Source organism: Pantoea dispersa (assembly GCF_019890955.1).
Lineage (GTDB): Bacteria > Pseudomonadota > Gammaproteobacteria > Enterobacterales > Enterobacteriaceae > Pantoea > Pantoea dispersa.
This window is the reverse complement of record NZ_CP082346.1, coordinates 3,520,458-3,541,044: the sequence shown is the minus strand read 5'-3', so window position 1 is coordinate 3,541,044 and position 20,587 is coordinate 3,520,458. Positions and strand designations below refer to the sequence as shown.

The window sequence follows — 20,587 nt, the reverse complement described above, 5'->3', positions numbered from 1 at the left end:
TCTGGCGGGGGGCGGAAACGCCCCCAAAAGTTTGCACCAGGACGTAGCGGCGCGATTTATCGCACGATGAATCGTGCCGCTCCAAAGGGTGTGCATTGCCGGGCTGAACCGGCCGCCGCCCACCCTGCGCCCGTCCGGTTTAAATGTTTTCCAGATCCAGTCCCCGCGTCTTCGGCCCGTAAATCCCGACCGACAGCATCACCATCAGCATGCTCAGCACGATAAACACGATCACTCCCTGACTGCCGGCATACTGCAGAATCAGGCCAATCAAAATACTGCTGAAAGCGGTCGACAGCCGGCTGAATGAATAGCAGAAGCCCACGGCGCGCGCACGAATGTGCGTCGGGAAGATCTCAGTCTGATACGCGTGATAGCTGAAGGTGAGCCAGGCGTTGCTGTAGGTGATCAGGAAACCGCACACCACCATCAGCAGCGGGTTGCTGGTCAGCGCGAACAGTGTGCCGAACACCACCGTCATCAGCGATGAAAAAACGATCTGCCATTTGTTTTCCAGCCGGTCGGCGTAGCGGCTGCAGATCAGCGAGCCGAGCGGATAGGCCAGCGTGATGAAAAAGGCGTACAGCAGGCTGTGGGTAACGGTGGCGCCCTTGCCGGACAGCAGCGCCGGCAGCCAGTTACCGAAGCCGAAGAAACCAATCGCCTGGAAGAAGTTCATCACCACCAGCATCAGCGTACGCTGGCGATAAGCCGGTGCCCAGATTTCGCTAAAGCGCCCTTTTTTCGGCAGCTGTGTCGCCGCATCACGCTGAGAGAAATCGTCTCCCGGCGCGATGCCGCAGCGTTTTTCCATCTCGCTCAGCACCCGGTGCGCGTCCTGATGCCGCCCCTGCTGCGCCAGCCAGCGCGCCGACTCCGGCAGATTTTTCCGGATAAACCAGATCACCAGCGAGCACAGCGCACCGGCGATCACGACCCAGCGCCAGCCTTCGAGGCCGAGCAGGGTTTGCGGTACCAGCCACCAGGACATCAGCGCCACCGTCGGCACCGACAGGAACTGAATGAAAAAAGAGAAGGCAAACGCGCGGCTGCGCAGATGGGCCGGCACCCACTCCGACAGATAGGTATCGATGGTCACCAGCTCGACGCCCAGACCGATACCGACCAGGAAGCGGCACAGAATAATCATCTCCGCGCTGTGCTGGAACGCCATCAGCAGTGAGAACGCACCGTACCACGCCAGCGCGCACATAAAGGTCAGGCGACGGCCGAAGCGGTCGGCATAGGGCGTCAGCAGGCTGGCACCGACAAACAGGCCGAGAAAGGTCGCCGAGGCGAACGCCGCCTGATCGGCGATACCAAACACGCCTGCGGCGCCGGTGTGGAACACGCCTGCGGCCACCAGCCCGGTACTGATGTAGCCGGTTTCAAACAGATCGTACAGCTCGAAGAAGCCGCCGAGCGCCAGCAGCGTAATAAAGCGCCACAGCCCGGCGGAAGAGGGCAGAGCGTCGATGCGCCCGGCCAGCGTCTGGCGTTCGGTCGCGATGCGATCGGTCGCCACCCCTGTCGAATAGGTGGTTGTCATTATGATTGTTACCTCGGTGTTTGCAGGATCCGCCCGGTGGTGGTTTGTCAGAAATCATTAACCGTTAGCAAGCGAAGAAATAGCAGAATAATCAATTCGTCCGGGGTTGCCGAGAGGCGCAGCGGTGACATTTTGGCAACGTGCGTTGCAGTTCACAGAAAGCGGTACGCCGTCCATGGCGCCAGGTCAGGGCAGATGCGGATAAACGCCCGGACCGATGGGCAGGCCCAGCAGATACCACACCAGCAGCAGCGCGATCCACGTCACAAAGAACACCAGCGGATACGGGAAGATCAGCACGTAATAGGTGCCGAGCTGCGCGTCTTTTTGATAGCGCTGCAGGAAACCGAGGAACAGCGGCAGAAACGGCGACATCGGCGCCAGCGGCAGCACGGCGGAATCGGCGATGCGGAAGATCATCTGGGCAAACGCCGGGTGAAAGCCGAGCAGCATAAACATCGGCACAAATACCGGCGCGAGGATCGACCAGATCGCCGAGCCGCTGGCGATAAACATGCACAGAAATGCCGAGAGGAACATCAGGCCGAGAAAGGCCGGCGCACCGCTGATGCCGGCGCTCTCCAGCATATCGGTCAGGCCGATGGCCATAAACTTGCCCATGTTGCTCCAGTTGAAGAACGCCACGAACTGCGACAGCGGAAACACCATGACGATAAAACCGGCCATGCTCTTCATCGGATCCACCAGCAGTCGGGGGATGTCGTCAGCGCGGCGAATCTGCTGCGTCACCGCGCCATAGGCAATCGCCACCACAAAGAAGAACAGGATGATGATCGGCACGATGCCCTGAATAAACGGCGAAGGGATGATCCCGCCGGTTTTCGGGTTGCGCAGCGGCGCATGCTCCGGCACCACCAGCAGCGCCATCACGCCGATGAACACCAGCGCGGCGAGACCGGCCGCCTTCAGGCCGCGATTCTCCTGCGCCGTCAGCGGTGGCAGGCGATCGTGATGGCCGCTGTTCCAGACGGGCAGGCGCGGTTCGACAAATTTATCGGTCAGCAGCGCGCCGGCCACGGTCAGTACGATGACCGAGCTGGCCATGAAGAACCAGTTATCGATCACGCTGACGTGGACCGTGTCGCTGACCGCTTTGGCGGCCTCTGTACTGATGCCGGAGAGCAGTACGTCGGTGGTGACGATCAGCAGATTTGCGGTAAAACCCGACGCGACGCCGGCTATCGCCGCCAGCAGGCCCGCCACCGGATGACGCCCGACGGCAAGGAAGATCAGCGCGCCGAGCGGCGGCATCACCACCAGTGCGGCGTCGGAAGAGATATGGCTGAAGAACGCGATAAACAGCACCATATAGCTGGCGTAGCGACGGCTGACGCGTGACGCCATCTTCACCATCAGCGACTGCAGCAGCCCGACTTTTTCCGCCAGGCCGGCCCCGATCACCAGCGCCAGAATGGAGCCCAGTGGGGTGAAACCGCTGAAGTTTTTGATGATGTTGGGCAGGATCCACTGAATGCCCGCCACGCTGAGCAGGTTATTGACCCGCACCAGTTCGCCATTGGCCGGATTTTTAACGGCCACATCGAGGCTGCTGAGAAGCGCGGTGGCGATCATCAGCACCACGATCAGGTAGACAAACAGTAAGAACGGGTTGGGCACTTTGTTGCCGACCCGCTCAATCCAGCTGAACAGCTTGCCGGGGCTGCGATTTTCGGTCATCACTTCCATCGGTAGATCCTCGTCATGTTGTATTTGCATGCCCGGAGGGGCTGTTATTTTTTATTTTTTTATTTACTGCTTCCGCATGTGTTGCGGAGTGACCTTTCACACCAGCCTGTAGCGGCGCAATTTATTGCGCGTCTTGTTAAACCCGCGCGATTAATCGCGCCGCTACGGGCCAGTGCGCTTCGCTTTATAAGGTCGATGGCTGCACGCCGGCCGGAATCGGGCACACGTACGGCTGTTCGCGGCGCACGCGGTCAAACTCTTCACGACAACGCGCCAGCGAGGCATCATCGTGCAACAGCGTCAGCGCGGTAGCGGCCAGCACTTTGGCGGCAAGGCACATCCCTTTGTGGGCAATCGGCGTGCGGCCCTGCGCCACCAGTTGCCAGGTGTGCAGCGGCGTGCCGAAGGCAAAGCAGGGGGCAAAACACTGCGCCGTCGGCGTTACCCAGCTCACATCCCCAACGTCGGTTGAGCCGTACAGCAGCTCGCGCGTGACCGCATACGGCGCTACCTCATCCATCAGTACTTTATCCCCCAGCGCCTCAGCCCAGGCGATGCCCGCTTCGCCGCCGGTGCGCGCCGCATTCAGTCGCGCGTTACGCAGATCGTCTTTGCTCAGCGTGGCGCGGATCGCTGCCGCAAACGCCTGTTCCTGCGCGCTGTAGTGCGGCAGACCGAAATGGTGCAAATTACGTTCCATCACCGCTTCCAGCGCGCGGTTGGGCACATAGTTGGAGCAGGCTTTATCAAAACGTACCGTCATCTGCGTATCGGTCATCAGCGCCGCGCCTTTGGCGATGTTGATCACGCGCTGGTAGATATCCTGGGCCTGGTCAAGCTGCGGCGCGCGAATCAGGTACAGCACTTCGGCATCGGCCTGCACCACGTTGGGCGATACGCCGCCGGTTTGGGTGACCGCATAGTGCAGGCGCGCCTCCTGCACGATGTGCTCGCGCAGGAAATTTGCGCCGGTATTCATCAGCGTCACCGCGTCCAGCGCGCTGCGCCCGAGATGCGGCGAGTTAGCGGCATGCGCTGCCACGCCTTTGAAGTGAAACGCCGCCTGAATATTGGCGAGGGTGCTGAGGTTGAACATGCCGCTGAAGCCTTCCGGGTGCCAGGTCACGGCAGCATCGACATCATCAAACAGCCCCTCGCGCACCATAAAGGTTTTACCCGAGCCGCCCTCCTCGCCAGGGCAGCCGTAAAAGCGCAGCGTGCCGCGTCCGCCCTGTTCTGCCCACCAGGCTTTGATGGCGAAAGCGGCGGCCAGGCCGGCGGTACCGAGCAGGTTGTGGCCGCAGCCGTGACCGTTGCCGTTTTCCACCAGCGGCTCAGGCGTGGCGCAGCCCGCCTGCTGGCTCAGACCGGCCAACGCATCAAACTCGCCGAGGATGGCGATCACCGGCTGGCCGTGGCCGATTGAGGCGATAAACGCGGTGTCGAGACCGCCAACGCCGCGCTCGACCTCAAACCCCTCCTGCGCCAGCGCATCGGCCAGCAGCGCAGACGATTGCGTCTCTTCGAAACGGGTTTCCGGTACGTCCCAGATCGCATCGCTGAGGGCACTGAAACGCGCCTGATGCTGGTCGATGTAGCGATCGATGAAGTCGTGTGCGCTCATCGGGCACCGCCGAACTGCGTCTGATTAAGCGCCAGCGTAGCCAGCATCTGCACGGCAGTAGCCATCACCGCTTCATCAAAGTCGAACCGCGCATTGTGATGGCCCGCCGCCAGCTCGCAGCCGAAGATGACGTAAGACGCCTGGCCGCCGCGCTGCTGCACGCGCTCCATCATATAGGTGGCATCTTCGGAACCGGCCGCCTGCTGTTTGCTGTCTATCACCGAACTGAACAGGCCAGTCGCCTCGGCCTGCTGATGGATAAAACTGACCCACGCCGGGCTCGGCGTGCAGCTGCGTGCACCGCCCATCAGCGTGACCTCGTGCTCAACGCCGTACATCGCCGCGGCACCGTCAATCACGCGCAGCGCCTGCTGATAGATATCGTCGTTGACCTGATTACTCGCGCCGCGCGTTTCCACCTTCATCAGCGCAACATCCGGCACTACGTTGCGTCCGCTGCCGGCCTGTAAGACACCAACGTTAACGCGCGCCACGCCGCCGCTGTGCTGCGGCAGAGTGTGCAGCGCCAGCGTGGCCTGCGCCGCCGCCAGCAACGCGTTGCGTCCCTCTTCCGGTTTGCCACCGGCATGCGCGCCGACCCCGGTAAAACGCACGTCCAGTTTGGTCGTGGCGAGAAAGCTGTCGCTGCCGCAGACGATCTCGCCGGGCGGCACGCCGGTGCCAAGGTGAATGGCGGTGAACAGATCGACATCATCAAGCACGCCCGCGGCCACCATGGCTTTGGCACCGCGTACGCCTTCTTCCGCCGGCTGAAAAATGAGTTTTATGCGACCGCTAAGCTGGTGCTTCATCGCCATCAGCACGCCCGCCAGCGCCAGACCTATGGTGGTGTGACCATCGTGGCCGCAGGCGTGCATCATGCCGGGATTGCACGAGGCGAAGCCTTCGCGCGTCGGCAGGTGATCGGCGGCGGCGCTTTCCGTCTGGTCGAGCGCGTCCATATCAACACGAAAGCCCATCACCGGACCGGGACGTCCGGTGTCCAGCGTTGCCACCACGCCGCAGAAACCGCCGGAGAAGTGGGGCAGCCACTGTGGCAGCGCGCCCTGCCGCAGCGCCCGCGCTTCCTGCTGCGCCAGCACTTCAGCAGACGGCAGACCCATGCGCGCATCGGCATCAATCACCTCACGGCCCAGCTGCAGCTGATAACCAAGACGATGCAGCTCTTCCGCCACCAGCGTGGCGGTGCGGAACTCCAGCCAGCCGGATTCAGCATACTGGTGCAGGTCGCGGCGCCATGTCTGCATCTGCGGTATCCGCGCGTTGACGAGGTCGGAAAGGGTGTTCATCGGCTGTTCCTTAGTGTTGGTTTTTTATGCATTCAACCGAATCTACACAATGGTATTAGGGTGCATAAGATGCGAATATCTTGTGACCGATAGACAATGGTTATCACCTGATCATGGCGGCCAATCTCAAACTTCATCAGCTGCGCGCCTTTGTTGACGTGGCGCGCCAGGGCAGTATTCGCGCCGCCAGCCGGCTGTCGGGCCTGTCACAGCCGGCATTAACCAAAGCGATTCAGGAACTGGAGCTGGCGCTGGGCGCGCGCCTGTTCGAGCGTCGTCAGCAGGGCGTGATGCTGACCGATGTCGGTGAAACCTTTTTTCGTCATGCCTGTCTGGTGCTGGAGGAACTGCGCGTGGCGCAGGAGGATATCCAGCAGCGGCTCGGTCTGGCCGGTGGCAAAGTGAATATTGGAGTGGGCGGCAGCATTGCGCGTACCGTGATGCCGCAGGTGATAACCCAGTTTCATCGTGAGTATCCACTGGTGAAAGTGCGTATCGTTGAGGGTCAGCTGGTGTCGATGGTGCATGAACTGCGTCAGGGCGCGCTGGATTTCACCATCAATACCTACGACCGGCATCACTTCGATCAGGAGCTGATTTTCGAGCGTCTGATGCAGCGCGAGTATCAGGTGGTGATGCGTAAAGGGCATCCGATGGCGCATGCGCGCTCGCTGGCCGAGTTGCAACACTGCGACTGGACCATGCCGACGCCGCAGGGCAGTTATTACCGACTGCTGCATGACCTGTTCGGTGAGCGCGGCATGGCACCCAAAATCGCGGTGACCTGCGAGACCTTTATGGCCTGCACCAGCCTGGTGGCAAAGAGTGATTTTGTCAGCATCATTGCGCGCGACGTGATTGAAGACCCTACGCACGGCGGGCAGCTGATCGCGCTGGATCTCGACGATCCGCTGCCGAAAGCCACCTTCTATCTGATTCAGCGTAAAGACACTGCGCTGACGCCGATGAGCGCTTACATGGCGCAGCTGTTCCGCCGCTACTGCCAGCCGTGACGGGTGAAAAACTGCATCGTCTACACTTTAGGTGTACGACACGCGTTAACGCACTCTCAACGGAGGTTACGATGCAGGTGAGTCCTTATTTATTTCTCTACGGCCGCTGTGAAGAAGCCATTGCCTTCTATCTGGAGGCCACCGGCGGCGAAATTCTGCAAAAAATGACGTTTGGCGATATGCCGGAGCAGGGCGAGCAGGTGGGCGATCAGTCGGCGCCGCCGCTGCCGCCGGAAAAGATTATGCATGCGCATCTGCGCATTGGTCAGGGCGAGCTGATGCTGAGTGATGGCAATACCGCCCAGCCACCGGCGTCCGAACATGCCGGTTATGCGGTGAGCCTGGCCACGCCAGATGAAGCGGAGGGTAAAGCCTGGTTTGATAAGCTCTCTGCGGGCGGCAAAGTGACCACTGAATGGCAGAAAACCTTCTGGTCGAACGGCTTCGGGATGTTTATCGATAAGTTTGGCATCCCATGGCGCATCAACGTGGTGAAGCCACAGGCGTAACAGACTGGCGTGGCCGCGATGGTGAGCGGCCACGCCGGAAGCGGTTTAGAAGTTGTAACCCACCACCAGGTAGTAACCCCAGCCGGTTGATTTCACTTCAAACGGACCGTTGCCGAAGTTCAGCTCCTGGCCATCAGCCCACTGGCCGCCGTTGTGGAAGTAACGCGCCACGGTAGAGACATGCCAGTGATCGTAGTTCAGCGACAGAATGTGGCTGGAGGCAATTGAGTTGCTGGTGCGCGAGCGGTCAGACTTGTCACGCAGATCGGAGCCCCAGTCAAAGTTGGTGAAGCCGATATAGCTCAGCTTGCCGCCCCACAGGTCAGTGATCGGCACAAAGTATTTCACCTTGAAGCGATAACCATCCCAGCTGTTTTCGTTCGCCGCGCCGTAGTTTTCCCACTGATATTTCGCGTACACGTTCAGTGACAGGCCGATATCGCTATGGGTATCAATGTCAGTACCCAGACCCATATACCAGGTGTTCTGACGGCTGTCGCTGTTGCGACCCATGTCGTAGATGTAGTTGTTAGCGAAGTACCACTCTTTGAACGGTCCGAACGCCAGGCTGGTGCCGGTCAGCTTATCAATGGAGAAGCGTGGCTCAATTTCCATGAACATCGGCGAACCGTGGTCAAAAATACCGTTGGCATTGCTATTACCCACGCCAAAGAAGTTGGTCAGGTCAAGGTAGCCGTAGAAATCAAACCAGTCCTTTTTAGTAAAGGCTTCGTATTCGAGATACACATCATTGTTGAACTGAGGTCCGAAGCGGGTGTGATAACTGCCTACCACGTTCACGCTCTGATGCCACCAGTCAGAAAGGTACTGCGGATCGCTTTCCGCCGCCTGTGCGGCGCCGGTCCAGCTACTGGCCAGTAAGGCCCCTGCTATCAACGTTTTAAATTTCATTATTTTTTAACCACTTGCTCGTGATCGCCGCGCAAATGCTGCGATCGGGTGAAATCGATCCCAGGGGATGGGCAGTGTGCTGTTGTCGCCGGTCTGACGCGCCGGATTTTCAGGCCCGCGTAATGTGCCTGTAACAGAGCGATAGAAAATAGATTTTGATCACGTTTGTCAAAAAGTGTTGCATTTCGATTCAGTAAATATGTGAACTTGATCACATAAAGGTCGTGTAACGAACGGAACCCCGCAACCGTTTACGTTGTCGGGATACGCAGAGAACTGGCAGGAGAAGAAAATAGCCGGCGCGGATTAACGCGCCGGAGGAGGAAAGACGTCAGGGAAGGGTAACGCGCACCTGCAGGCCACACACTTCACCCTGCGGGTTAAGGCAATTCGACAGCGCCACCTGCATCTGATGCTTCTGCGCCACGCTGCGCACGATCGATAATCCTAAGCCGCTGCCCTGCGCCTGGACATCCGGCGAGCGGGTAAAGCGATCAAAGGCGCGCTCGATAAACGACTCCGGCATGCCGGGGCCGTTGTCGACAATATCCACTACCGTATGATGACCGACGCGATGCAGCAGCACATCCACCAGGCTGCCTTCCGGCGTGTGCAGCATGGCGTTGCCGATCAGGTTATCGAACAGGCTGCGCAGATCGGAGCGGCTGGCGTGCAGACGATAGTGCGCGGTGCCGTTGAAGCCGATATCAATGCCGCGCTTGTCCGCCACCACCATCAGTTGCTCAATGCTCTCCTTCAGCAGGTCATCAAGCTCAATGGTCTCGACGCTGGCGACCACGGACTGATCCTCCTGGCGTGAGATATTCAGCAACTGCGTCACCAGATGGCGCGTGCGCGTGACGCCCGCTTCCAGCTGATCAAACTGGCGGCTGGCTTCGCCCGGCAGGATGTGCTGACGCAGGTTCTCCAGCTGTAACGTGACGGCGGTGACCGGCGTGCGCAGTTCATGCGCGGCATCCTCAAGGAACTGGCGCTGTGACGACCAGGCCGCGCGTAGTTTATCCAGTAGCGAGTTATAGGCATCGACCAGCGGCAGCACTTCGTCCGGCAGACCGTCCGGCGACACGCTGTGCGGATGCAGGGTTTCCTGCGCCGCAATCTGGCGCGACGCTACGCGCAGATCGCGCGTAATGGCCCGTACCACCAGCCAGATCACCAGCAGCGACAGCGGCATCATCAGGATGAGCGGAATGATGGCGGAAAGTACGCGTTTCACCATCAGGCTCTTCATGTAGCCGACGTTGTGCAGCACCTGAATATTGCCGATCTCGCTGCCCAGCTCGCCGGGACGGGTGTAAACGCGCCACTGGCAGTCATCGCCGCAGTCGCCAACTTTTAAATCTGACCAGCCTTTTTTGCTCTGCAGGGGCGCATGCAGCGCCGGCCAGGAACTGGCGCGCAGGTGATTATTGGTGTCCCAGAGCTGAACGATATAGGTACTTTTCAGTTTCTCCTGCTGCATCACCATTGGCATCAGTGCCGGCATGCGCTGGCTGCTTGACCAGGCATCGGCAATTTTGGCGAGCTGGTCGTCCTTCATGGTGCCCATCATGTCGCCATAGCAGTGGTAGAAATACCAGGTGACACCGCCGATCATCGCCAGATGCAGCAGCACCAGCGTGGCCAGCAGTTTGTTGCGCAGCGACCGCATAAACGTAAAGGATCTCATATTGCCGGCACCCGCCAGCCCAGACCGCGTACGTTGCGAATCACTTCGTTATCGAGTTTGCGCCGCATGCCGTGAATCAGCACGTCCACGGCGTTGCTGGTGACCTCTTCGCCCCAGCCGTAGATGCGGTTTTCTAACTGCTCACGCGACAGGATCGCCCCCGGGCGTTCCAGCAGCGCATAGAGCAGGGCGTATTCACGTGCGGTTAGCTGCTCGCGCTGGCCTTTGTACAGCACTTCACGCGTCATCATATCGAGCTGCACGTCGCCGTTGCCCAGCAGGGAGTCCGCCGCACCGTGGCGGCGTCGGGTGATGGCTCGCATACGCGCCAGAACCTCTTGCAGATCAAAGGGTTTGAGTAAGTAGTCATCGGCGCCACTGTCCAGGCCCTGGATGCGCTGCTGCACGGTATCACGCGCGGTCAGCACCAGCACCGGCGTCATGTCACCGCGCGTGCGCGCACGGCGCAGCACATTGATGCCATCTTCACGCGGTAAACCGAGATCGAGCAGGACGCAGGTGTAACCGCCTTCCTGCCAGGCGTTGCTGGCAAATACGCCGTCACGCACCCAGTCCACCGACCAGCCGGCGGCCTCCAGCGCCTGCTGCAGGTTGGCGCCGATCATTTCATCATCTTCTACCAGCAGCACACGCATGATGCCCTCCTGAATAACTTGTCGCAGTGTAGCGCCCGATAATTAGCGCAGAATTAACCTGGCGCGCTGTTTCGTCGGGAAAGCCGTTTTTTGCTTGCTAATTCTGCGCTAATTTTCTGCTAATTAAGGGATAAATTTAACGCGCTACAGTGACGTCACTGGACATTTTACCGACGCCGGAGGAAGTCATGAATCAGCGCGAATTTATCCGTAGTTTGCTGGAGTGGATTGAAAAAAATTTAGGGCACGATCTGCATCTGGATGAAGTAGCACGCCGCTCGGGATATTCCCGCTGGCATCTGCAACGTCTGTTCCGTCAGCACACCGGTTTTTCACTGGCAGAATACATTCGCCAGCGCCGGCTGACTGAGTCAGCGCTCACGCTGATCAACAGTGATGAGGCGATTCTGCAGGTAGCGATGAGCTACGGCTTTGATACCCAGCAGGCTTACACCCGCACCTTTAAAAATTATTTTCGCGTCACGCCAGGCCAGTTGCGGCGTCAGCGTCGCGTCGAGCCGGACCGCCTGCTGTTTCCGCTAGCGGTGGCGGTGTGACATCCCTCGCCCGATTTCCCGTGGCCGCTGCGTAACGGGAAATCGGGTGCGCATTCGCGTGTTTACTTTTAAGCTGCGGTTCTCACTCTTTCGAATCAGCCAGAGAACATGGACAACAGCGATAATCTCACCGCCATGATGCTGTTTGCACGCGTCGTTGAGCGGCAAAGCTTCAGCGAAGCGGCCCGTACGCTGGGGGTATCAAAATCGCACGTCAGCCGCGAAATCGCCCGGCTGGAGGTGCGGCTGGGTATCAAACTGCTGCAGCGCACCACGCGCAAAGTGGCGCTGACCGAGCTGGGCCAGGCTTACTATCCGTTCTGCACCCGCATGCTGGAAGAGATGCATCGCGCCGACGCGTTTGTGCAGCAGGTGCATCAGCAGCCTGCCGGCAACGTGCGGCTGCAGGCGCCGATCACCTTCGGCTGTCAGTGCGTGGTGCCGACGCTGAACACCTTTATCCGCCGTCATATTCACATCAACGTCGATCTCGAACTGACCACCAGCGACGATCCGCAGCCCAGTGCGGACGTGGCGATTGTGATCCGCGCACGTGCGCCGGAGGTGGCGAACTACCGCGAGCTGAGCAGCATTGACTGGGGACTGTATGCGTCGCCAGCGTATCTGGCCGCGCATCCGGCCATCGATCATCCTGAACGTCTGATGCGCCACGATCTGCTGCTGTTTCACGGCCCGGCACACACGGCGGCGTTGCCGTTTCGCCGTGATAAGCAGCGCCTGGCGCTGGATGTGCACAGCCGCTTTCGCGCGAATAACAGCATGGCGCTGCTCAATGCGGCCCTGGCCGGAACCGGCGTGGCGTATCTGCCGGCCTATATGACGCAGGAGGCGCTGGCGCGCGGCGAGATTCAGCAGGTGCTGCCGGAATGGCAGATGGATCGCCTGCACAGTTACCTGCTGCTGAAAGAGCAGCCGCAGCCCTCGTCACCGATCACCTTGCTCTGCGACGCGCTGATCACTGCGCTGGGTGCGCCGTGATTGTTGTTTTCTGACAACAATAGCGCGCTGGCTGGCAAATATCCGCTTCTCCCTGTTTTCTGTGTGCTACCGCTGATAGCCTGCTAAAAAAGCCAAAAACAGGGATATCACTATGTCGCATTCTTCTATCGCGTTAGCGCCTGAGCAGCAACACTGGCGGCGCAATTTGTGGGTTTGCGTGCTGGGCTCGTTCAGTACTATCGTCGCCATGACCCTGCTGCTGCCCTTTCTGCCCCTCTACGTGCAGCAGCTGGGCGTGCAGGAACCGGCAGCGATTGCGCGCTGGTCAGGCGCCGCCTACGGTGCCACCTTTCTTAGCGCGGCGCTGACGGCACCGCTGTGGGGCAAACTGGCGGATCGCTATGGCCGCAAGCTGATGCTGATCCGCGCCAGCCTCGGAATGGCCGTCGCCATGTCGCTGATTGGTATGGCCACCGCGCCGTGGCAACTGGTGGCGCTGCGCCTGCTGGCCGGCCTGCTCGGCGGCTATGCGTCGGGTTCCACCATTCTGGTGGCGGCGCAAACGCCGAAAGCGCAGACCGGCTGGGCGCTGGGCGTGCTGTCCTCCGTCATCATGGCCGGTAACGTGGTCGGCCCGCTGCTGGGCGGCGTGCTGCCGCCGCTGATCGGTATCCGCCACACTTTCTGGCTCACCGGTGCGGTGATTTTTCTCGCGTTTCTCGCCACCACTTTTCTGCTGAAAGAAGCGCCACGTGCGGCGAAGAAAGCCGCAGCCGGGGAGGGTGATGAGCCGGAGGCGTCGATCAACCGGCCAGTGGTGCGGCTGATGTGGCTGTCGGGCATGCTGCTGATTTTTGCCAATATGTCGATTGAGCCGATTATCACGCTATATATCGCGCAGTTTGTTCACGGCGATCACGCGGTGACGGTAATGGCCGGGCTGGTGATGGCGGCCGCCGCGCTGGGCAGCATTCTCTCCGCGCCGCGCCTTGGCCGGCTGGCCGATCGCATCGGACATGCGCGCGTGCTGATTTATGGCCTGCTGGTCTGCGCGCTGCTGCTGATTCCGCAGGCATTTATTAGCGCGGCGTGGCAGCTGGTGGTGCTGCGTTTCCTGATGGGGATGGCGCTGGGCGGCCTGATGCCCTGCGTAACGGCGTTGATTCGTCATAATGTGCCGCAGCGGCAGGTCGGGAAAATGCTGGGCTATGCGACCTCAGCCCAGTATGTCGGCCAGGTGAGCGGCCCGCTGTTCGGTGGCTTTATCGGCGGCGCGTTTGGTATGCGCCCGGTGTTTCTCGCCACCTGCGTGATTATGGCGCTGTGCGCGCTATTGAATGCGCGGGTGCTGCGTAAACCCTGATCGCCAGATCGACCGTAATGCCGACCGGCGTGAAAAAAAAGCGGGCATTGCCCGCTTTTTTACTTCAGTGCGAAAAATTACTTCGCATCTGGCAGCGCATAGGCAATCACGTAATCGCCCAGCTTGGTACCAAACGAACCGTGACCACCGGCCGCGATGACAACGTACTGCTTGCCATTCACTTCATAGGTCATCGGCGTAGCCTGGCCACCCGCTGGCAGACGCGCCTGCCACAGCATCTCACCGGTGTTGGTATCGAACGCACGCAGGTAGTTATCTGCGGTCGCGCCGATGAAGAACACGTTACCGGCGGTGGTGATTGGGCCACCCAGCATTGGCATACCCATTTTGAACGGCAGCGGAACCGGTGCGCTATCGCGAACGGTACCGATACGTTTCTTCCACACGGTTTCGTTGGTCTTCAGGTCGATCGCTGAAACGTAACCCCAGGCCGGCTGTTTACACGGCAGACCAAACGGCGACAGGAACGGGTTCAGCTCGACGCCAAACGGCACACCGTACTGCGGCTGAATGCCGGTTTCGGTACCGGAACCGCCTTCTGCGCCCTGCGGTGGTTCAATCGGGTTGCCCGGACCGCGCGGAATCAGCTTAGACACAAACGGCAGCGCCATTGGGTTAGCGATGGCGATCTGACGATGCGGATCAACCGCGATGCCGCCCCACTCGAACATACCGAGGTTGCCCGGGAACACCAGCGTACCCTGCTCAGACGGCGGCGTGAACGGACCTTCGTAGCGCAGACGCTTGAAGATCACGCGGCACACCAGCTGGTCATACATCGTCGCGCCCCACATGTCCTTGTCCGTCAGGTTCTGCTTCGGACGGAAGGTCAGTTCGGAGTACGGCTGGGTCGGTGCCACGTGGTCACCTTTCGCCGCGCCCTGCGGTACCGGCGTCTCCGGTGCAGGCACGACCGGCTTACCGGTACGACGATCCAGCACAAAGATGTTACCGGTTTTCGCCGGGGCATAAATCACCGGTACGGTGTTGCCATCTTTGTCCGTAATATCGGCCAGCGTCGGCTGTGACGGTAGGTCCATATCCCACAGATCGTGGTGCACGGTCTGATACGACCACACCAGCTTACCGGTGGTGGCGTTCAGCGCCAGAACGCTGCTCGCGTAGCGCTCCTGCTCTGGTGTGCGGTTACCGCCCCAAATATCCGGGGTGGAAACGCCCATTGGCAGGTAAACGGTATCCAGTTTTGGATCGTATACCGCCGGCGCCCACGAGTTCGGCGAGTTCATGGTGAAGGTGTGTTCATCAGCCGGAATCGCGTTAGGATCTTTCGCGCCCGGGTCGAACACCCACAGCAGTTTACCGGTGTTGACGTCGAAGCCACGGATGGCACCAGACGGCTCACGGGTAGAGTAGTTATCGGTGACCGCACCAGCAATGACGATGGTGGTGTCAGTGATGACCGGCGGTGACGTAGGCTCATACTGGCCTGGCGTCTGTACCGGCTGCTTGTGCTGCAGATCCAGCTCACCGTTGTTACCAAAGGATGGGCAACGGGCACCGGTATCGGCATCCAGCGCGAACAGACGACCGTCGTTCACTGGCAGGTAGATGCGGCGTGAGCACAGCGCAGGCTGGCTGTTGGCGGCATCGGCAGCGGCAGGCACTTCATGGTATGAAACACCGCGGCAGGTCACGTGCTGGAAGGTAGGATTCGGCTTCAGGCCCGGATCGAATTTCCACTTCTGCTTACCGGTCGTCGCATCCAGCGCAAACAGAATCTGGTGTGGCGAGCAAAGGTACAGCGTGTCGCGGATTTTAATCGGCGTCACTTCGTCAGTGATTTCACCCGGATCGTTGGCGGTTTTGAGATCGCCGGTCTGGAACTGCCAGGCAACCTGCAACTCTTTCACGTTGCTGGTGTTGATCTGCTTCAGCGGCGAGAAGCGAGTGCCCTGCTGGTCACGCGCATAGGCTGGCCAGTCAGCATCGTTGATGTTACTCAGCGGCTGGGCCTGCGGAACGTTAGCGGCTTCCGGCAGATTGCCATTCAGCTCCTGCGGATCGTGGAATACTGCCCACGCCAGCACCAGTACGCTGGCCACCAGCGCAACGGCCATCGCACCCAGCGCACCTTTACCCGCATGATTCAGGCCGCGATAAACAAACGGCAGAATCAGCCAGATACCGAAGATCACCAGCACGTCGGTACGTGGGGCCAGCGCCCAGAAGTCGAAGCCGACTTCCCATACGCCCCATACCAGCGTTGCCAGCAGCAACAGGGCATACAGCAGCAGTGCGGAACCGCTACGGCGCCACAGCAGGACAGCGGTGATCAGCATAATCACACCGCCAATAACGTAGTACCAGGAACCTCCAATGGCGGCTAACCAAACGCCGCCAATCAGCATAAATGCGCCCGTCAGCAGTGCAAACAGCACCGTCAGGAAGCGAATTACGCCAAAAGATGAGGAAGCTTTCCCCATAATATTGACCTCTTTCTTTGCCATAAAATCAAAGGAAACAACCGATTAGGCTGTATCCCGACATAGAGTACGAAGTGACTTAAGGTGTTCTGTCAGTGCTTTTCCGTTAAGCAGGATGATCCCTTTGCGTTAAATTTTATCTTAAAAACGTTAACAGGTTTGATTTTTTTAGCGCTTTGCTCTTTTTATCAGGCAGTGACACGACATTTTATGAGGATATTGCACCATCCTGTCCGGCGTAATCGGGTGATAACGCCGACGCGCAGAATTTTGTGTAAACGTTTACCCCGGGAAGATCGGATGACAGCTCCGCTGCGTTTGCCAGCCGCTTAGCTGTAAATGCAGGTAATCTTCGGCCGGTAATTGAAGCTGAGGCGTACGTAATATTACCTCTGCTTGTGTTTCCCGCAGCGAAGCGAGCAGAAAAGGAAAGCTGAACTTGAGATAATTTTCGCGGAAGAAGTCATCGCTCAGAACAATACCGCTGAAGGGAAAATCGGTGATATTTTTCCACTCGGTTCCCGGCGGCGCGAGATCGTAAAGCCAGAAGGAAAAACGAGACGCCACAGCGCGTAAGGCGGATCCTGCCTGACATAAAGTGGCATAGTTGATCGCCAGTCTTACATTCTCATGTTGCAGGCTGGAATAATTATCCGCGTCATGCAAAAAGGACATTACACTATTTCCCGCCAGTGGAATAATTATTAATCCCGCAGCATCCGCTGACTGATAATGTTGAGTAATTATCTCACCTTCATGAAGTAATGCATCACGTTCCGGCACGCAATGCATTAAGGACGCTGAATAACACGCGCCGATAGGTGTGCCGTCGAAGCGACAGACACGCTCAGTGACATAAGGATGGTATGAATTGTTTTCCATTTATCTCTATGAATAAATTAATGAACGATAGCGTCTTAATTATTATAAGGACGGGAAGACTGCTGTGATTATCACAGGGGGCAATATAGATCGATTCGCCGGCAAAGATCACCTTTTTTAGCTGTTTCTGATAAAGAGATAAAAAGGATTGGCCAGGCATTAATTAACGCTTTACTGAATTATCTGGAATGATTCGGCTATTTTCAAAGTAAAACAATCAGTCTGCTAATATTCAGAACGCCATGTTTAACTGTCAATCCGGATAAACACCTGTTTTTACAGCGCACATCCAGCCATTGCCTGCCCCGGTCAGTTATCGCACTCTATGGCGTGAAAAACATAAGGAAAGCCGATGGTGGCTTTTCACCAGGCCAGTGCCATGACGCCGGCCGGTTCTGCTTCAGGATGGGATAAAACTATGGGTTCACCGGTCACCGCAGCGGAAGATTCGCTGCTGCGACACAGGTCGTTCGTCGCCTTCTGGCTGGCGCGTACCTGTTCATCGTTTGGTTTTCAGATGTTCTCCGTGGCCGTCAGCTGGCAAATCTATGCGCTTACCCACAGTGCTATGGCGCTGGGCATGATCGGTCTGATGCAATTTTTACCTTCGGTATTGCTGGCGCTGCCGGCGGGTCACCTTGCGGATCAGTATGACCGTCGCCGCATCGTGCTGCTGGGGCAGCTGATTGAGTGGCTGGCGCTGCTCGGGCTGGTGGCGCTGACGCTGCTGCACTGGGCGGGCCGGATTGAAATCTGGGGACTGGTATTCCTGATTTCGCTGGCCAAAGCGCTGGAGTGGCCGGCAATCACCTCAATGCTGCCAGCGTTGGTACCGCCGCCCATTCTCGCGCGCGCCATGGCGGCCAGCTCGGTGGGCGGTCAGGCGGCGGTGATTGTCGGTCCGACGCTGGGCGGCTTACTGTATGTGGCCGGGCCGGAGGTGGTGTACGGTGTTTCGGCGCTGTTCTATCTGTTGTCGATTGTGCTGGTCAGCCGATTGCGCTACGAACGACCGCCGCAGGCACGTATTCCGGCCAGCCTCAGCACCATGTTTGCCGGTGTCCGCTTCATCCGCGAGCGCAAAGATGTGCTTGGGGTGATCTCGCTCGATCTGTTTGCCGTGCTGCTGGGCGGCGCCACGGCGCTGCTGCCGATCTTCGCCCAGGATATTCTGCATACCGGTCCGTGGGGGCTGGGCATGCTGCGCGGTGCCCCGTCGGTCGGGGCGCTGCTGGTTGGGGTGTGGCTCAGCCGTCACAAGCTGGAAAAGCACGTGGGCATGATCATGTTTGGCTCGGTAGCCGGTTTTGGCCTGGCTACGCTGGTATTTGCGCTATCGACGCAGCTGTGGCTCTCGCTGCTGGCGCTGGCGGGACTCGGCGGCTTCGATATGGTGAGCATGGTGATTCGCGGCGCGCTGGTGCAGCTGGACACGCCGGATGAGATGCGCGGGCGCGTCAATGCGGTCAACGCCATCTTCATTAATACCTCTAACCAACTGGGGGAGTTCGAATCCGGCCTGTTGGCCGCATGGTTCGGTGCGGTGCCCGCAGCGGCGATTGGCGGTGTCGGCACTCTGGTGGTCGTGGCGCTGTGGATGGCGCTGTTCCCTCATCTGCGCAAACGGCAGAAACTGGAAAACGACAGTCTCGCCTGACGTTCGCGGCTGCCTGGCACGGTGGCCGTGGCCGGGCACGCAGTCTGCCTCGCTATCTCACACCGTCAAAATTGATTATTATTAATCACATTTGACTGTTTGTGAGCATGATCAAACTAATTAAGCGCCAGTTAATCTATAAATTGCCCTGCCTGTGCGTAAATTTATTCATTTTTGAGTGAAGTAAATCATTTTGCACGGTGCGGGGTAGCCAGCGCAGCGACGCAACAACAATAATCATGGCCGCCTCATTAACGGTGCGTGTGAAGCCCGGCACGCACCACGACCCTACGTTATCAATGAGGCGAACATGAAACAGTTCTCTGCAGAAGGGATGGTGATTATTGTCGGGATTGTCATTGCCTACATCCTGTTCACTACCTGGCTGACCTGGCGGTTGCGCAGTAAAAACAGCGGCGACTTTATGGCGGGTTCAAACGTGATGCCAGCGTTTGTGGTCGGCGTAATGCTGATGTCTGAATACATTGGCGCCAAGTCAACCATCGGTACGGCGCAGGCGGCTTTTGAGGATGGCTTTGCCGCGTCCTGGTCGGTGATCGGTGCCGCCATCGGCTTTCCGCTGTTTGGTATTCTGCTGGTCAAACGCATCTACAACACCGGCAAAATTACCATTTCCGGCGCGATTGCCGAGCGCTATGGCAACTCCACCAAAAATATTATTTCCATCATCATGATCTACGCGCTGCTGCTGGTGAACGTCGGTAACTATGTCAGCGGTGCGGCGGCGATCTCTACGGTACTGAACCTTGATCTCACCACGGCGGCGGTGATCACCGCGCTGGTCAGCACCTTCTATTTTATGTTCGGCGGCATGAAAGGCATCGCCTGGGTGACGCTGCTGCACAGCGGCCTGAAATATATCGGTATTCTGGTCATTCTCGGCGTGGCGCTGCACATGACCGGCGGCGTCAGCCCGATGATCAAAGAGATGCCGCACTTTTACTGGACCTGGGACGGTAACGTGGGCGCCAGCACCATTTTTGCCTGGATGATTGGCACCATCGGGTCGATCTTCTGCACCCAGTTTGTGATTCAGGCCATTGCCTCGACCAAAAGTGCGGCGTCTGCGAAGCGCGCCACCTGGGTCGCCTTCTTCTTCTGTATGCCGATTGCCATCGCCATTGCGCTGATTGGCGTGGCGGCAAAGTATCTGCATCCGGAGATTAACAGCCTGTACGCGCTGCCGGTGTTCCTGCAGGACATGAGCCCGTGGCTGGCAGGGATTGTCACCACCTCGCTGGTGGCATCGATTTTTGTCAGCGTCAGCACCGTGGCGCTGGCCATCGCTTCGCTGGTGGTAAAGGACTTTTATGTGCCGTACCGTAATCCGACGCCGGAACGCGAATTTCGCATGACGCGCTGGCTGTCACTGCTGATCGGTTTCCTGCCGCTGATCTTCGTGCTGTTTGTACCGGAAGTGCTGAAGCTGTCGTTCTTTACCCGCGCCATCCGTCTGTCAATTTCGGTGGTGGCGATCATCGCTTTCTACCTGCCGTTTTATAAAAGTACGCGCGGCGCGAACGCCGGCCTGATTGGTGCCTGCGTCATGACCTCGCTGTGGTATCTGCTGGGCGATCCGTTCGGCATCAACAATATGTACGTCGCGCTGGTCACACCGGCGGTGATCATGCTGATTGACCGCCTGATCCCGTCACGCCAGCCGCAGCGCAAAAATGCACCTGATTCATCAATGCAAAACAGTGGAGCCTGAC

At 58.8% G+C, this 20,587-nt stretch carries 16 protein-coding genes; 7 read left to right on the top strand and 9 right to left on the bottom strand.

What is annotated here, in order from left to right:
* Positions 1-139: 139 nt before the first annotated feature.
* The 4 genes from K7H94_RS16605 to K7H94_RS16590 all read right to left on the bottom strand — a co-directional run bounded on the left by K7H94_RS16605 (position 140) and on the right by K7H94_RS16590 (position 6,190).
* Positions 140-1,549 carry an MFS transporter gene (locus K7H94_RS16605; RefSeq protein ID WP_222951363.1) on the bottom strand — a complete coding sequence of 470 codons (1,410 nt, stop codon included), beginning with the start codon at positions 1,547-1,549 and terminating at the stop codon, positions 140-142.
* Between the two features lie 186 nt (positions 1,550-1,735).
* Positions 1,736-3,256 (bottom strand): p-aminobenzoyl-glutamate transporter, encoded by a 1,521-nt coding sequence (abgT, locus tag K7H94_RS16600; RefSeq protein ID WP_058759275.1) that lies wholly within the window; start codon positions 3,254-3,256, stop codon positions 1,736-1,738.
* A gap of 184 nt (positions 3,257-3,440) precedes the next feature.
* Positions 3,441-4,880, bottom strand: coding sequence for a M20 family metallopeptidase (locus K7H94_RS16595; RefSeq protein ID WP_222951362.1), 1,440 nt, complete (start codon positions 4,878-4,880; stop codon positions 3,441-3,443).
* Positions 4,877-6,190 carry an amidohydrolase gene (locus K7H94_RS16590; protein WP_222951361.1) on the bottom strand — a complete coding sequence of 438 codons (1,314 nt, stop codon included), beginning with the start codon at positions 6,188-6,190 and terminating at the stop codon, positions 4,877-4,879. Before K7H94_RS16590 ends, K7H94_RS16595 begins: the two co-directional genes overlap by 4 nt.
* A 113-nt stretch (positions 6,191-6,303) precedes the next feature.
* Between K7H94_RS16590 and K7H94_RS16585 the strand changes: the two genes are divergently transcribed.
* Together K7H94_RS16585 and yjdN are read left to right on the top strand one after the other, a co-directional pair.
* Positions 6,304-7,203: a LysR family transcriptional regulator gene (locus K7H94_RS16585; RefSeq protein WP_021507800.1), complete on the top strand. Its 900-nt coding sequence runs from the start codon at positions 6,304-6,306 to the stop codon at positions 7,201-7,203.
* 71 nt (positions 7,204-7,274) lie between these two features.
* A complete protein-coding gene (gene yjdN / locus K7H94_RS16580; protein ID WP_058770044.1) occupies positions 7,275-7,712 on the top strand; it encodes a VOC family metalloprotein YjdN in 438 nt (145 codons plus the stop codon).
* 45 nt (positions 7,713-7,757) lie between these two features.
* Here yjdN and K7H94_RS16575 read toward each other — a convergent pair whose 3' ends face one another.
* The 3 genes from K7H94_RS16575 to K7H94_RS16565 form a co-directional block, all read right to left on the bottom strand.
* Entirely contained in the window at positions 7,758-8,624 is an 867-nt protein-coding gene (locus K7H94_RS16575) for a nucleoside-specific channel-forming protein Tsx (RefSeq protein ID WP_021507798.1), read from the bottom strand.
* 331 nt (positions 8,625-8,955) lie between these two features.
* Positions 8,956-10,314: a sensor histidine kinase gene (locus K7H94_RS16570; RefSeq protein ID WP_058759279.1), complete on the bottom strand. Its 1,359-nt coding sequence runs from the start codon at positions 10,312-10,314 to the stop codon at positions 8,956-8,958.
* Entirely contained in the window at positions 10,311-10,970 is a 660-nt protein-coding gene (locus K7H94_RS16565) for a response regulator (RefSeq protein WP_021507795.1), read from the bottom strand. Before K7H94_RS16565 ends, K7H94_RS16570 begins: the two co-directional genes overlap by 4 nt.
* A 188-nt stretch (positions 10,971-11,158) precedes the next feature.
* Between K7H94_RS16565 and K7H94_RS16560 the strand changes: the two genes are divergently transcribed.
* The 3 genes from K7H94_RS16560 (at position 11,159) to K7H94_RS16550 (ending at position 13,850) form a co-directional block, all read left to right on the top strand.
* Positions 11,159-11,527, top strand: a complete 369-nt coding sequence (locus K7H94_RS16560; RefSeq protein WP_021507794.1) for a helix-turn-helix domain-containing protein — start codon at positions 11,159-11,161, stop codon at positions 11,525-11,527.
* 108 nt (positions 11,528-11,635) lie between these two features.
* A complete protein-coding gene (locus K7H94_RS16555; RefSeq protein WP_058759280.1) occupies positions 11,636-12,526 on the top strand; it encodes a LysR family transcriptional regulator in 891 nt (296 codons plus the stop codon).
* Positions 12,527-12,638: 112 nt separating this feature from the next.
* Positions 12,639-13,850, top strand: coding sequence for an MFS transporter (locus K7H94_RS16550; protein WP_222951360.1), 1,212 nt, complete (start codon positions 12,639-12,641; stop codon positions 13,848-13,850).
* A 77-nt stretch (positions 13,851-13,927) separates the two neighbouring features.
* Here the strand turns inward: K7H94_RS16550 and K7H94_RS16545 are convergent, their stop codons facing one another.
* Positions 13,928-16,315 (bottom strand): glucose/quinate/shikimate family membrane-bound PQQ-dependent dehydrogenase, encoded by a 2,388-nt coding sequence (locus tag K7H94_RS16545; RefSeq protein ID WP_058770114.1) that lies wholly within the window; start codon positions 16,313-16,315, stop codon positions 13,928-13,930.
* Positions 16,316-16,597: 282 nt separating this feature from the next.
* Positions 16,598-17,197: a hypothetical protein gene (locus K7H94_RS16540; RefSeq protein WP_222951359.1), complete on the bottom strand. Its 600-nt coding sequence runs from the start codon at positions 17,195-17,197 to the stop codon at positions 16,598-16,600.
* A 418-nt stretch (positions 17,198-17,615) separates the two neighbouring features.
* Between K7H94_RS16540 and K7H94_RS16535 the strand changes: the two genes are divergently transcribed.
* A complete protein-coding gene (locus K7H94_RS16535) occupies positions 17,616-18,854 on the top strand; it encodes an MFS transporter (protein ID WP_222952062.1) in 1,239 nt (412 codons plus the stop codon).
* A 310-nt stretch (positions 18,855-19,164) separates the two neighbouring features.
* Positions 19,165-20,586: a sodium:solute symporter family protein gene (locus K7H94_RS16530; RefSeq protein WP_058759283.1), complete on the top strand. Its 1,422-nt coding sequence runs from the start codon at positions 19,165-19,167 to the stop codon at positions 20,584-20,586.
* Position 20,587 lies beyond the last annotated feature (1 nt).